Below are 12,143 nucleotides of genomic sequence, written 5' to 3' on the forward strand. Positions count from 1 at the left end.
GCGCGACGGGAACGGCTCGCCGTCGTTCCCGTCATCCGGCGGGAAATCGACGACAAACGAAATCGAGGGTGCTCGCAGTGATTCGCGGCGGCGATTCCCGTGCGCCGGGAATTTCTTTACCTCGGTCTTGGCCTTTTCCCGGCGCGCCGCGCCGCGTGGCGGGCATGATCTGCGGTGATGCTCACGACCAGGTCAGCCCGCGCATCCCGCCCGCCCGCCTCGGGGGCCGGCCGGTGGTGGCCGCACGCGATGCTGGCCCTCGCCCTGCTGATCAGCGTCGTGTTCGCGCACGGCGGCGCGTGCGCGGCCGTCGAGCTGTCCGAGCGGGCGCAGGGCGGCCCCGCCCCGTCTGTCCAGGGCGCCCACCCCGACGTGCACCGGCACGTCAGATGGTTGTCCGGGCGGATGCCGGTGCGCGACGCCGGGTGCCTGCACGGCGAGCTGCCGCCGGGCCACCTGCACGGCACCGAGCAGGAGTGCGCGGCCACCGCCGCCTCCGCGCCGGCCGTGACCGCCGTCCCCGTGCTCGCCGCCGGGCCCGCGGCCGTCGTGGCCGGGCCCGTACGACCGGCGCCGCGGGCCGCCTCGCGGCAGGCCGCGTCAGGTCAGGAAAATTCCCGCGTGATGCGCATATAGGACGCGCGTCTTTCGTCGCCGTCCTTTTTCACCGCGCCCGCGGCGTCTTCAGTGCCGCGCTTGCGCCGTTTATCTCGGGGATTACCACCAATGTCATACGATACTTTGCCGCGCCCTGACATTCTGCCCGCCATCGGAAACTCGGGTATCTGCGTCACCGTCGGAAACACACCGCTGGCGTTCGTCGCCGCGCCGTTCGTCGCGGACGGCGGCGGCTTTTGGGCCAAGCTGGAGGGCTTCAACCCGGGCGGCATCAAGGACCGGCCCGCCCTGCACATGGTCCGGCAGGCCCGCGCCCGGGGCGAGCTGGCCCCCGGCGCGACGATCGTCGAATCCACCAGCGGCACCCTCGGCCTCGGGCTGGCCCTGGCCGGGATCACCTTCGGCCATCCGGTCGTCCTGGTCGCCGACCCCGGCATGGAACCGCTCATGCAGCGGCTGCTGGTCTCCTACGGCGTACGGCTGGAGATCGTGCCGGAGCCGCATCCCACCGGCGGCTGGCAGCGGGCCCGCCGCGACCGGGTCGAGGAGCTGCTGGCCGAGGTGCCCGGCTCCTACTGCCCCGACCAGTACGGCAACCCCGACAACGTGGCCGCCTACGCCGGGCTGGCCCGCGAGCTGCTGTCCCAGCTCCCGCACATCGACACGCTGGTCTGCTCGGTCGGCACCGGCGGGCACAGCGCGGGCATCACCCGCGAGCTGCGCCGCCACCTGCCCCGGCTGCGGCTGGTCGGCGTCGACACCGTCGGCTCGACCATCTTCGGGCAGCCCGACCGCCACCGCCTGATGCGCGGCCTGGGCTCCAGCATCCACCCCGCCAACGTCGCCTACGACGCCTTCGACGAGGTCCACTGGGTGAGCGCCGCCGAGGCGGTGTGGGCCTGCCGCACCCTGGCGGCCCAGCACTACGTCTCCGGCGGCTGGAGCACCGGAGCCGTCAGCCTGGTGGCCCGCTGGCTGGCCGGACGGGCCGGGCCGGGCGGCTGCGTCGTCGCCGTCTTCCCCGACGGGCCCTGGCGCTACTGGAACACCGTCTTCGACGACGGCTACTGCCGCGCCCACGGCCTGCTCGGCGTCACCCCGGCCGACGAGCCCGACGAGCTGCACGACCCCGCCGAGCGTGAGGTACGCCGCTGGACCCGGTGCGCCGCCGTCCGCGACCCGCTGGCGGGCAGGCGATGAAGGCCACGCTGGCGCAGTTCCGCTCCTTCGACCGGCCGATCCGGCTGCTGCAGATCAACCAGGCGGGCATCAACATCGGCTTCTACATGCTGATGCCCTACCTCGCCCAGCACCTGTCGGCCGGCGCGGGGCTCGCGGCCTGGACGATCGGGCTCATCCTCGGCCTGCGCAACGCCAGCCAGCAGGGCATGTTCCTGATCGGTGGCACGCTGGCCGACCGGTTCGGGCACAAACCGATGATCATGACGGGGTGCGCCCTGCGTACCGTGGGGTTCGCGCTGTTCGGGCTCACCACGTCGCTGCCGCTGCTGGTGGCGGCCGCGGTGGTCACGGGGCTGGCGGGGGCGCTGTTCAACCCGGCCGCCCGCGCGTACCTGGCCGCCGCGGCCGGGCCGCGCAAGGTGGCCGCCTTCGCCGTGTTCAACGTGTTCTACCAGGGCGGCATCCTGCTCGGGCCGCTGCTCGGGGTGCTGCTGCTGGCGGGCGGGTTCACCGTGGTGTGCCTGGGGGCGGCGGGGATCTTCGCCGTCCTGACCGTGCTGCAGGGGTTCTACCTGCCCTCGCGGCCCCGGGAGCCGGGGCGGGCGCGGCAGCCGGTGCTGCGGGCGTGGCGGCGGGCGTTCGGCGACCGGGCGTTCGTCTCGTTCGCGGCGTCGATGATCGCTTCGTACGCGCTGTCGTACCAGATGTACCTCGCCCTGCCGCTGGAGGTGCAGCGGGCCGGCGGCGGCCAGTGGGCGGTGACCGCCCTGTACGCGGTGTCGGCGCTGCTCGGCATCGCCGGGCAGGTACGCCTGACCGCCTGGTGCGGCGAACGGTGGAGCCGCGGCCAGGCGATCACCCGCGGGCTGACCCTCATGGGGGCGGCCTTCCTGCCCATGGTCGCCGTCGCGCAGCTCCACCTGCCGCGGGCGGCGACGCTGACGGCCGCGCTGGTGTGCGCGCTGCTGCTCGGCGCCGGGACGCTGGTGGCCTTCCCGTTCGAGATGGCCACCATCGCCGACATGGCGGGTGAGGAGCTGGTCGGCACCTACTACGGCCTGTACAACCTGGCCTCCGGCGCGGGGATCCTCGCCGGGAACCTGCTGTCGGGCGCGCTGCTGGACGTCGCCGCCGACGCGGGCTGGGCGGGCCTGCCCTGGTTGTCACTGACCTTGGCGGGGCTGGCCTCGGCCCTGGCGGTGGCCCGCCTGGAGCACCGCCGGGCCCTCCGGCCGCGCCTGCCCGCGGCCATGGCGACCTAGAGCGCCGGCGACCCGGTCAGGGCCTGGGGCCGGCGTCCCCGGTGGCGCGCCTGCGGCGGCCGGCCACGACGGTCGCGGCTCCGCCCGCCACCAGCGCCGCCGCGGCCACCCACAACCAGCCGGGCACGCCGCCCGAGCCCGCTTCTGCCTCGGCCTGGGCGACCGGTGACGAGGAGGCCGCCGGGGCGGCTCCGGCCGGGGTCGAGGACGTGGACGCGGACGCGGTCTCGGCGGGGGTCTCGGCCGGGGTGGCTTCGGACTCGCTCGCGGTCGGCGTGGCCGGGGCGGTGACGGTGAAGCGCAGCTCGCCGGCGATCGGATGGCCGTCGGAGGAGACCACCCGCCAGGCCAGCCGGTACCGGCCGGGCTCCAGCGGCGCGGCCGGCTCGGCCTTCACCGTGACGCCCTGGGCGCGCGGCTTGCCCAGCGGCAGGTTCTCGCCCGCCGGGCCGTCGAGCACGAGGGTCGGCATGGTCATGCGGGAGGTGAACTCCAGCTCGATGCTCTCCACCTGCGCGAGCTTGGCGCCGTCGGCGGGTGAGCTGCTCTTCAGCCGGTCATGGGCCAGCGCGGCGGGCGCGGCGGCCAGCAGCAGCAGGACGGCGCCGCCGACGGCGACACCGGCCCGAACGGCCGCCCGGAACGGGCGGCGCGCGGAACGAAGGGAATGGGTCACTGCGAACTCCGAGGTTCCTGGATCCGGCTCGACCGCCGGATGGACATGCGGTCCGGCGCGCGGAGGGACGCGAGGGGCGTACCGCGGCGGCGCCGGCTGGGTCGTCTGCCTGACGGGAGGCACGCCGGACCCGCCGCATGACGGGGAACGTCAGCGGCCGGACGGCCGGGCGTGCGCAGCCGGGCGGGGCGGCCCGCGCCGGGAGAGCACCGGAGCCAGCAGCAGCGCCCGGTGACCCGCCACGGGAGGCCACAGCGGGCACGCGCGGGCGGGCCCGGCGGGCGGCGGAGCCAGGACGGACGACCAGGCGCACAGGACGGTCCACAGCCGGGCCAGCCGGACCGTGCTCAACCGCAGCAACGCCGCCAGGGCCGCGTCCCCCCGGGCCAGCCACCAGCTCGACGAGACGGCCACCGCCAGGTGGATCACCACCATCCCCGAGGAGCCGTGCCCATGGGCGACCGGCCCGGCGGGCGGCCCGGCGAAGGACGGCGAGGAGGCGTCGAGCAGGTGGCTCAGCCCGTACCGGGCGGACTCGGAGGCGTCGAAGAGCTCGTGCAGGCCGTACTGGGCGGCCACGCACATGGCCAGCAGGGGCGCCCATCCGCGGGGACGGGAACCGGCGGCGTAGGCGGCCGCGAAGGTCGCCGCGACGGCCAGGGCCAGCGGGCCGGGCGCGATCGCCGTGCCGCCGACCAGCGTGTGCAGGGCCGCCGAGGCCAGGACGCACACGGCCGTGAACACCGCGGCGCGAAGCGCGCGGACCACGGGACGGGCGACCTGCATCCGGCCATCGTGCCAGAGCCCGGCCGGGTCGTCATCCGCGTCCTTGCGCACCGGACGGGCGCGACGGAGGGGCGCGACGGGCGGGCACGGCGGGGAGGCGGCCCGGCGGGGAGGGGTCAATGGTGTCGCGGGGTCTCGAGCTCGCCTCCCAGGCGGCCGCGTAACCGTTCCAGCCGGTCGGCGGTGGCGACGACGACCCAGCGGTCGCCGACCAGGTACGCGCCGCCGTACGCCTGGGCGATGTCGAGCCACTCTCGTTTGCCGTCGTCCGTGCTGAACGTCACGATCGTCAGGCGGCCCTGGGGGGTGTCGCAGGCCGCCTGCCGCAGCTCGGCGGCGTCGGTCTGCAGCTTGCCGGCGGGGCAGCCGAGCAGGGCGGTGAGCTGTTTCATGTCGCCGGCGGGCACCTTCGGCGCGACGGCGACGGCGGGGGCGGGGGGAGCGGCGCCGTGGTGGTGCGCCGGCTGCCCCTGGGGGACGGGGACGGTCGCGCACCCCGCCAGCAGGGCGATGCCCAGGGCGGCGATGGCCCGCCGCGACGCGCGGGCGGGTGCTTCGAGGGGTTCGGGCATGAGGTCGGTGTTCCGCCGGGGTGTCGATGGGGCCGGTCCCCCGTGGAAGGACGTGCTTCCAGGGGCCGGCAGGTCAGGAGGTGGGCGGGGCGGGGGACGGGAGCGGGGGTTCGGGGAGTTGGTTGTGGTTCACCAGGCCGGTCGATTCGAGATACGTCATGTGGCGCATGACGAAGTTGATGCCTTCCTGGGCGAACTTGCGGATCTCGGCGTTCCTGGTCCCGGCCCGGACGAGCGCCAGGGTGCCGAAGACCTTGCCGTGCGCGGCGCGCAGCAGGTTCGCGTAGTCCTGGTCGAAGGCCGGGCCGCTCTCGGCCGCGAGCTGGGCCAGCCAGCGCTGCTGGTCGGGGTTGGGCTCGTCGGGAAGGGCGACGCCGAGCTTGGCCGCCGTGTCGCGGGTGATCTGGTCCAGTTTCTGGTGCTCGCCCATGATCTGCTTGCCGACCTGCTTGACGCGCTGCGACTGGGCGCGGGTGGCGGCGTACTCGCCCGCGGGCATCTCCCACAGGCCGGCCTGCCGCACCTTGATCAGCAGGTCGATGTCGGCGGCCGAGAGCGGGCCCGAGGGCGTGCGGGTCCGTTGCGCGTCCGCGGGGTCGATCGACGGGGGCAGGATCAGCAGGATCGTCGCCGCCGCCGCCGCGACGAAGCCGCCGAGCATGAACATCTCACCGCGCAAGAGCCTGTGCATGCTCGAAGGTACGCGGGCCCGCCGGATCCGGTTCAACGAAACCGGGACCGGTTTCCTTGATACCCCCCATGGGTATAGAGTGCGACGTATGAGACGTCTTGCACCGCTCGTTCCTGAGAAGGCCCCTGAGAAGTCCCGTCAGATCCTGGACGACATCGTCGCCAGGCACGGCGGGGTGGGTGACATGGTGTCCACGATGGCCCACTCGCCCGCCCTGCTCCAGGGATACCTGGACTTCTCCCGGGCGATGAAGCGGGTGAAGATCCCGCGCGCGCTCAGCGAGAAGATCTCCCTGGCCGTGCAGGAGTGGATCGGCTGCGGCACGTGCCTGGCCGCGCACACCGAGGGGGCGCTGGCCGCCGGGCTGAGCGAGGCCGACGTCGCGCTGGCCCGCCAGGGCACCTCGGCCGACGCGCGTGAGGCCGCCCTGATCGCGGTGGCGGTGCGGGTGCTGGTCGAGCCGTCGTCCATCACCGACGAGGAGGTGGCGGAGCTGCGTTCCCTCGGCTGGAGCGACCGGGTGATCGCCGAGGTCGTCGGGCTGGTCTCGCTCAACCTGCTGACCGGCGCGTTCAACCTGCTCGTGGGGAACCAGCCGGAAGCGGAGTAGGTCAGGGGCGCGCTCGTGATGTACTGGCTCATGGCGATCGGCGTGCGACCGGACCCGGTTCCCGCACGCCCCGGCGACGGATGGAGGACGACATGACCGTGCACGAACCGGCGGAATCCCCGCAGCGGCACCACCGGGCCCACGCCGACGCGATCGACGCCTTCATCGCCGCCGCCAACGCCGACGACCCCGACCACCGTTCCGCGCTGCTCAGCCGTGCCCTCGCCGCCGACGTGGTGTTCTGGGGGCCGCTCGGTCGCGGGTCCGGCCGGGGCGCGGTGGCCGACTTCGTCACCGAGGTGGTGCAGGGCTACCGGGCCGGCGGCTGCCGCATGGTCCGTACGACGTCCGTCGACGCGCCGCACGAGTGGGCCCGGTTCGGCTGGCGCTTCGAGGGGCCCGACGGTGCCACCGTCCTGTCGGGCACCGACATGGTCCACCTGACCGCCGCCGGCGACATCGACGAGATCGTGGTCTTCGCCGGCCCGCTGCACTGACACCCGCTCCCGCGGCCCAGGACCTTAGCCCTTCGCCCGCGGGACGTTCGCCGCTGCCGCCACCGCCCCCGCGCGAGGGACCGTGGAGGCGGAAAGCGAGGTGGCGATCATGTCGATCGAGGTCAAGGACGTCATGGGACGCGTGGCGATCGCGGTGCTGGAGCACGCGTCGTTCGCCGACATCGTGGCGGCGATGAAGCGGTACGCGGTGGGCGCGGTCACCGTGATCGACGCCGACCGGCGGCCGGTGGGCGTGGTGTCGGAGGACGACCTGCTGCTCAAGGAGACCGGCCCGGCCTGGCACGCCGTCTCCGTCCTCGACTCGCGGGCGCGGCGGCAGGAGCAGCGCAAGGCCGCCGCCGTCACCGCCGCGGAGCTGATGACGTCGCCGGCGGTCACGGTCACGCCGGGCATGCCGGTGCGCGAGGCGGCCAGGATCATGCACACCCGGCGGATCAGGCAGCTCCCGGTGATCGACCCGGTCACCGGCCGCGTCGTCGGCACCCTGCACCAGCGCGACGTGCTGCGCGTCTTCACCCGCCCGGCCGCCGAGCTGGAGGCGGACGTCAGGGCCGTGCTCCCGCCGGACGGCACGTTCGCGGTCGCGGTCGACGCCGGGGTGGTCACGATCACCGGCAGGGTGGCGGGCGGGGTACGGGCCGCCGCGCTGGCGGAGGCGGTGCGGGCGGTGGAGGGCGTCGTCGACGTCGTGACCGAGCTCGACCGCGACCGGGACGACCTGTTCACCGTCCCGCCGCTGCTGTGACGGGCGGCCGCGACCCGGCGGGCTGATTCCCGCGGCGAGGCGACCTGCTGGGACACTGAACGGTATGTCGGAAAGTGAGCAGCGCAGCCTGATGCCCCAGATGCGGCTCGACGAGCTGCTGGCCGAGCTGCAGACGAGGCTCAACGCCGTCCTCGCCACCCGCGACCGGGTGCACGCGCTGCTGGAGGCCGTCGTCTCGGTGGGCAGCGACCTCGACCTGGAGACCGTGCTGCGGCGGATCGTGGAGACCGCGACCAAGCTGGTGGACGCGAGTTATGGCGCGCTGGGCGTGGTCGGCGAGGAGCAGACGCTCGTCCAGTTCATCCCGGTCGGGTTGAGCGAGGAGGAGATCGCCCGGATCGAGCACTGGCCGCACGGGCTGGGCCTGCTCGGCCTGCTGATCAAGGACGCCCGTCCGCTGCGGCTGGGCCGTATCTCCGACCACCCCGAGTCCTACGGCTTCCCGCCCGGCCACCCGCCGATGGGCACCTTCCTCGGCGTGCCGGTACGCGTGCGCGACGAGGTGTTCGGCAACCTCTACCTGACCGAGAAACGCGGCGGCGGCGACTTCGACGAGGAGGACGAGGCCATCGTCGTCGCGCTGGCCACCGCCGCCGGCGTCGCCGTGGAGAACGCCCGCCTGTACGAGGAGTCGCGCCGGCGCGAGACCTGGCTGCAGGCGTCCTCGGAGATCACCACCAGCCTGCTGTCCGGCGCCGGCTCCCGCGAGGTGCTCACCACCATGGCGGCGCGGGCCCGCCAGATGTGCGACGCCGACCTGGTCCAGGTGCTGCTGCCCGACCCGTCGGGCGGCACGCTGACCGTCGACGTGGCCGAGGGCGACGGGGCCGACGAGCTGCTGGGGATGGCGTTCGACGTCTCGGCCACCCTGGAGGGGGAGGCGTTCACGCACGCCGAGCCCAGGTCCGAGCGGGACCTGCCGGGCGCCCCCTACCCCGACTCGCCGCTGCGGCGGCTGGGCTACGGGCCGGGCCTGATGGTCCCGCTGGGCGCCGCGCCCCGCGTGCGGGGCGTGCTCATGCTGGCCAAGCGCGGCGGGCGGCTGCCGTTCAGCGGGGCCGACCAGCAGATGCTGGAGTCGTTCGCGGGGCAGGCGGCGATCGCGCTGGAGCTGGCCGAGGCCCGCCGCGACGCCGAACGGCTCGGCCTGCTGGAGGACCGCGACCGCATCGCCAAGGACCTGCACGACGTCGTCATCCAGCGGCTGTTCGCCACGGCCATGACGCTCATGAGCACCGTCCGGCTGGTCGAGCGCCCGGAGGCGGGCAAACGGCTGCAACACGCCATCGACGAGCTGGACGAGACCATCCGCCAGATCCGCTCGTCCATCTTCGCCCTCCAGGCCCCGCGCGAGGACGCCGCGCCGAGCCTGCGTACGAAGATCGTCGACCTGGTGGAGGGAGCGGGCGCGCACCTGGGGTTCATGCCCGGCCTGCGTATGGAGGGCCAGATCGACACCCTGGTGCCCGACCCGGTGGCCGGGCACCTGCTCGCCGTCCTGCGCGAGGCGCTGTCCAACGTGGTCCGCCACTCCCACGCCACCCGCGCCGAGGTCTCCATCGAGGTCGCCGGCGGCCGGCTCACCCTCGTCGTCGGCGACAACGGCGTCGGCCTGGGCGACGGCGGGCGGCGCAGCGGCCTGCGCAACATCGAGGAACGGGCCGCCGACCTCGGCGGGGCCGCCGAGCTGGAGACGCCGGAGGGGGGCGGCACCCGGCTGCGCTGGCACGTCCCGCTGTGACGGCCGTTCCAGCGCGCGCAGCCCCTCGCGCGTCCTAAGTCCCGGGAGGTCGGGACCTTCGTCCATACCCCACGTCATGCCCGCTGAGCTGTGATGGGACGGCACAGCCAGGTGATCGCGGCCATCCAGGCCGCCCCACCTCCGCATGAACCACGTGAGGAAGACATGACGAACGCACCGGCCACCACCCCCGGCCGCAGCCCAGCGTTGATGCTCACCCTGGCGACCCTGGGCTTCGCGGTGAACTTCTGGGCCTGGGCCCTGCTCAGTCCGCTCGGGCCGCGTTTCAAGGAACTGCTCGGGCTGTCGGCCGGGCAGCAGGCGCTGCTGGTGGCCGTACCGGTGATCGTGGGGTCGCTGGGCCGCATCCCGGTCGGCGCGCTCACCGACAGGTTCGGCGGGCGGGTGATGTTCCCGCTGGTCTCGGCGGCCACCATCGTCCCCGTCCTGTTCGTCGGCCTGTTCGGGCAGACGTCGATGGTCTCGCTGCTGATCGGCGGGTTCTTCCTCGGTGTCGGCGGCACCGTGTTCGCCGTCGGGGTGCCGTTCGTCAACGCCTGGTTCCCGCCGAACCGGCGCGGCCTGGCCGTCGGCATCTTCGGCGCCGGGATGGGCGGCACCGCGATCAGCGCGCTGACCACCGTCCCCCTGGTCCGCGCCGGCGGTGCCGCCGTGCCGTTCCTCATCACCGCCGTCGTGCTGGCCGCGTACGCGGTCGTGGCGTGGCTGGTGCTGCGCGACGCGCCCGGCCGCACCGTCGTCGCCCAGCCGCTCGGGGCGCGCATGGCCGCCGCGCTCAGGCTGCCGATCACCTGGCAGGCGTGCGTGCTGTACGCGGTCGCCTTCGGCGGTTACGTCGCCTTCTCGGTCTACCTGCCCGCCTACCTGCAGACCGGCTACGGGCTGGAGCAGGCCGACGCCGCCAACCGGATGGCCGGGTTCGTCGTCCTGGCCGTGCTGGCGCGGCCGATCGGCGGCTGGCTGTCGGACCGCGTCGGCCCGGTGCCCGTGCTGACCGGCGTGTTCGTCGTCACCGCCGTCACGGCGGGCGTGCAGGCGCTCACCCCCGGCCTCATGCCGGTCGGCACGATCGCGTTCCTGACCATGGCCGCCGCGCTCGGCGCCGGCAGCGGCGCCACCTTCGCGCTCGTCGCGCAGGTCGCCCCGGCCGACAAGGTCGGCACGGTCACCGGCCTGGTCGGCGCCGCCGGCGGGCTCGGCGGGTTCGTCCCGCCGCTGGTGATGGGCTTCCTGTACGGCCGGCTCGGCTCGTACGGCCTCGGCCTGGCCCTGCTGGCGGCCACCGCCGTGCTCACCCTGGCCCTGACGGTGACCGCGGTCCGCGCGCTGACCGCCCGCCGCGTGGCCGGTCCGGTCGGCTCACGCTGACCGCATCCCGCGAAAGGAGCGGGGCCCGGCCATCGGCCGGGCCCCGCACAAAAGCGTCTTAACGGTACGTCACTCACCGATCCGGCGGCCGGACACCTGCTCGGCGTCGACCACGATGTAGTGGTCACGGCTGCCCGGAGCCCACGGGGACAGGGGCAGCGCGGCCAGCCGGGCCATCTCGGCCGGATCGGTCACCGCCCGCGCGTGCCCGACCGCCGTCACCGACCAGCCGGTGCGCATCGCGGGATCGAACTCGTCGGCCTCGAACGCCACCACGGCGTGCCGGGTGGCCGCGGCCAGCTTCGACCCGATCGAGGTGCGGATGACGACGCGCTCGCCGTCGAGGCAGAAGTTGACCGGCTGCACGGCCGGCAGGGCGCGATCGGTGAAGACGATCCGCCCGATCGGCGTGGACGACAGCAGGCGCAGGCACTCCTCACGGGAGAGCACCTGGAGCCCGGACGAATCGAGTTGCATGCTTCTCAGCCTCCCACCAGGTACGTTCCCGGCGTCAGAGGCGAAAGTCCCAATGCGGGGGACGCTCAGTCGCGCCGGTCGGCCCGCAACCGCGCCGACAGCGCGGCGGCCTGCGTCCGGCGCTGCATGTTGAGCTTGGCCAGCAGGTTGGACACGTAGTTCTTGACCGTCTTCTCGGCCAGGAACATGCGCTCGCCGATCTGCCGGTTGGTCAGCCCCTCGCCGATCAGGTCGAGGATGTGCCGCTCCTGCTCCGACAGCGCCGCCAGCGGGTCCTGCCGGGCGGCCTGGTCGCGCAGGCGCTGCAACATGGCGGCGGTGGTCTGCGGGTCGAGCAGCGACTGCCCGGAGGCCACCGTGCGCACCGCGCCGACCAGGTCGGAGCCGTGGATCTGCTTGAGCACGTAGCCCGAGGCGCCGGCCATCACCGCGTCGAACAGGGCGTCGTCGTCGGCGAACGAGGTCAGCATGAGGCAGGCCAGCCCCGGCAGCTTCGAGCGCACCTCGCGGCACACGTCGACGCCGTTGCCGTCGGGCAGGCGCACGTCGAGCACCGCGACGTCGGGCTTCAGAGCCGGGATGCGGGCGATCGCCGACTCGGCGGTCCCGGCCTCGCCGATCACCTCGATGTCGTCCTCGGAGCCCAGCAGAGCGGCCACGCCACGCCGCACGACCTCGTGATCGTCGAGAAGGAACACACGAATCATGACTCCGACGCTACCGCCTCCCGTCACCCGGAAGTAGGGACCAAGGTCCTCGCCCGCCGGTCGTGGGCCCATCGGCCGGTACGAAGGGACTTTGGTCCCTGCCGGGAGCGCATGCCTGCCCACCAGCCTGGAGCCATGACCGTTGTGG

General features: G+C 73.9%; 14 protein-coding genes. 8 read left to right on the plus strand and 6 right to left on the minus strand.

Annotation, left to right across the window (positions count from 1 at the left end; all coding sequences use genetic code 11):
• The first annotated feature begins 177 nt into the window (after nt 1-177).
• The 3 genes from ABZ459_RS12600 (at nt 178) to ABZ459_RS12610 (ending at nt 3,062) form a co-directional block, all read left to right on the plus strand.
• On the plus strand, nt 178-636 hold the full coding sequence (locus tag ABZ459_RS12600) for a hypothetical protein (protein ID WP_357969464.1): 459 nt from the start codon (nt 178-180) through the stop codon (nt 634-636).
• Nucleotides 637-726: 90 nt separating this feature from the next.
• On the plus strand, nt 727-1,818 hold the full coding sequence (locus ABZ459_RS12605) for a PLP-dependent cysteine synthase family protein (protein WP_357969467.1): 1,092 nt from the start codon (nt 727-729) through the stop codon (nt 1,816-1,818).
• A complete protein-coding gene (locus ABZ459_RS12610) occupies nt 1,815-3,062 on the plus strand; it encodes an MFS transporter (RefSeq protein ID WP_357969470.1) in 1,248 nt (415 codons plus the stop codon). Before ABZ459_RS12605 ends, ABZ459_RS12610 begins: the two co-directional genes overlap by 4 nt.
• Before the next feature lie 16 nt (nt 3,063-3,078).
• On the opposite strand, the gene ABZ459_RS12615 is transcribed toward ABZ459_RS12610, so the two are convergent.
• The 4 genes from ABZ459_RS12615 to ABZ459_RS12630 form a co-directional block, all read right to left on the minus strand.
• Nucleotides 3,079-3,738, minus strand: coding sequence for a copper resistance protein CopC (locus tag ABZ459_RS12615; protein ID WP_357969472.1), 660 nt, complete (start codon nt 3,736-3,738; stop codon nt 3,079-3,081).
• Between the two features lie 150 nt (nt 3,739-3,888).
• The gene (locus ABZ459_RS12620) at nt 3,889-4,524 is read right to left on the minus strand and encodes an MFS transporter (protein WP_357969475.1); all 636 of its coding nucleotides are present in this window, start codon (nt 4,522-4,524) and stop codon (nt 3,889-3,891) included.
• Nucleotides 4,525-4,640: 116 nt separating this feature from the next.
• Entirely contained in the window at nt 4,641-5,096 is a 456-nt protein-coding gene (locus ABZ459_RS12625) for a hypothetical protein (RefSeq protein ID WP_357969478.1), read from the minus strand.
• A gap of 73 nt (nt 5,097-5,169) precedes the next feature.
• Nucleotides 5,170-5,787 carry a DUF4142 domain-containing protein gene (locus ABZ459_RS12630; RefSeq protein WP_357969481.1) on the minus strand — a complete coding sequence of 206 codons (618 nt, stop codon included), beginning with the start codon at nt 5,785-5,787 and terminating at the stop codon, nt 5,170-5,172.
• Between the two features lie 88 nt (nt 5,788-5,875).
• Between ABZ459_RS12630 and ABZ459_RS12635 the strand changes: the two genes are divergently transcribed.
• The 5 genes from ABZ459_RS12635 to ABZ459_RS12655 all read left to right on the plus strand — a co-directional run bounded on the left by ABZ459_RS12635 (nt 5,876) and on the right by ABZ459_RS12655 (nt 10,811).
• Entirely contained in the window at nt 5,876-6,397 is a 522-nt protein-coding gene (locus ABZ459_RS12635; RefSeq protein ID WP_357969484.1) for a carboxymuconolactone decarboxylase family protein, read from the plus strand.
• Nucleotides 6,398-6,489: 92 nt separating this feature from the next.
• Nucleotides 6,490-6,894: a nuclear transport factor 2 family protein gene (locus ABZ459_RS12640; RefSeq protein WP_357969486.1), complete on the plus strand. Its 405-nt coding sequence runs from the start codon at nt 6,490-6,492 to the stop codon at nt 6,892-6,894.
• A gap of 109 nt (nt 6,895-7,003) precedes the next feature.
• Nucleotides 7,004-7,660 carry a CBS domain-containing protein gene (locus ABZ459_RS12645; protein ID WP_357969487.1) on the plus strand — a complete coding sequence of 219 codons (657 nt, stop codon included), beginning with the start codon at nt 7,004-7,006 and terminating at the stop codon, nt 7,658-7,660.
• A 64-nt stretch (nt 7,661-7,724) separates the two neighbouring features.
• Complete coding sequence (locus ABZ459_RS12650; RefSeq protein ID WP_357969489.1) at nt 7,725-9,422, plus strand: GAF domain-containing protein; 1,698 nt, start codon at nt 7,725-7,727, stop codon at nt 9,420-9,422.
• Nucleotides 9,423-9,587: 165 nt separating this feature from the next.
• Complete coding sequence (locus ABZ459_RS12655) at nt 9,588-10,811, plus strand: MFS transporter (protein WP_357969492.1); 1,224 nt, start codon at nt 9,588-9,590, stop codon at nt 10,809-10,811.
• A 69-nt stretch (nt 10,812-10,880) separates the two neighbouring features.
• Here the strand turns inward: ABZ459_RS12655 and ABZ459_RS12660 are convergent, their stop codons facing one another.
• Both ABZ459_RS12660 and ABZ459_RS12665 read right to left on the minus strand, forming a co-directional pair.
• Nucleotides 10,881-11,288 carry a pyridoxamine 5'-phosphate oxidase family protein gene (locus ABZ459_RS12660; protein ID WP_357969495.1) on the minus strand — a complete coding sequence of 136 codons (408 nt, stop codon included), beginning with the start codon at nt 11,286-11,288 and terminating at the stop codon, nt 10,881-10,883.
• Between the two features lie 65 nt (nt 11,289-11,353).
• The gene (locus ABZ459_RS12665) at nt 11,354-11,995 is read right to left on the minus strand and encodes a response regulator transcription factor (RefSeq protein ID WP_357969496.1); all 642 of its coding nucleotides are present in this window, start codon (nt 11,993-11,995) and stop codon (nt 11,354-11,356) included.
• Nucleotides 11,996-12,143 lie beyond the last annotated feature (148 nt).

It is taken from the genome of Nonomuraea sp. NPDC005692 (assembly GCF_040631115.1).
GTDB lineage: Bacteria > Actinomycetota > Actinomycetes > Streptosporangiales > Streptosporangiaceae > Nonomuraea.

What these genes read in the sequence shown, in the direction of transcription:
- ABZ459_RS12655 (WP_357969492.1), top strand. Translation starts at nt 9,588, where the DNA reads ATGACGAACGCACCGGCCACCACCCCCGGCCGCAGCCCAGCGTTGATG.
- ABZ459_RS12620 (WP_357969475.1), bottom strand. Translation starts at nt 4,524, where the DNA reads ATGCAGGTCGCCCGTCCCGTGGTCCGCGCGCTTCGCGCCGCGGTGTTC.
- ABZ459_RS12605 (WP_357969467.1), top strand. Translation starts at nt 727, where the DNA reads ATGTCATACGATACTTTGCCGCGCCCTGACATTCTGCCCGCCATCGGA.
- ABZ459_RS12645 (WP_357969487.1), top strand. Translation starts at nt 7,004, where the DNA reads ATGTCGATCGAGGTCAAGGACGTCATGGGACGCGTGGCGATCGCGGTG.
- ABZ459_RS12625 (WP_357969478.1), bottom strand. Translation starts at nt 5,096, where the DNA reads ATGCCCGAACCCCTCGAAGCACCCGCCCGCGCGTCGCGGCGGGCCATC.
- ABZ459_RS12660 (WP_357969495.1), bottom strand. Translation starts at nt 11,288, where the DNA reads ATGCAACTCGATTCGTCCGGGCTCCAGGTGCTCTCCCGTGAGGAGTGC.
- ABZ459_RS12665 (WP_357969496.1), bottom strand. Translation starts at nt 11,995, where the DNA reads ATGATTCGTGTGTTCCTTCTCGACGATCACGAGGTCGTGCGGCGTGGC.
- ABZ459_RS12610 (WP_357969470.1), top strand. Translation starts at nt 1,815, where the DNA reads ATGAAGGCCACGCTGGCGCAGTTCCGCTCCTTCGACCGGCCGATCCGG.
- ABZ459_RS12650 (WP_357969489.1), top strand. Translation starts at nt 7,725, where the DNA reads ATGTCGGAAAGTGAGCAGCGCAGCCTGATGCCCCAGATGCGGCTCGAC.
- ABZ459_RS12600 (WP_357969464.1), top strand. Translation starts at nt 178, where the DNA reads ATGCTCACGACCAGGTCAGCCCGCGCATCCCGCCCGCCCGCCTCGGGG.
- ABZ459_RS12640 (WP_357969486.1), top strand. Translation starts at nt 6,490, where the DNA reads ATGACCGTGCACGAACCGGCGGAATCCCCGCAGCGGCACCACCGGGCC.
- ABZ459_RS12635 (WP_357969484.1), top strand. Translation starts at nt 5,876, where the DNA reads ATGAGACGTCTTGCACCGCTCGTTCCTGAGAAGGCCCCTGAGAAGTCC.
- ABZ459_RS12630 (WP_357969481.1), bottom strand. Translation starts at nt 5,787, where the DNA reads ATGCACAGGCTCTTGCGCGGTGAGATGTTCATGCTCGGCGGCTTCGTC.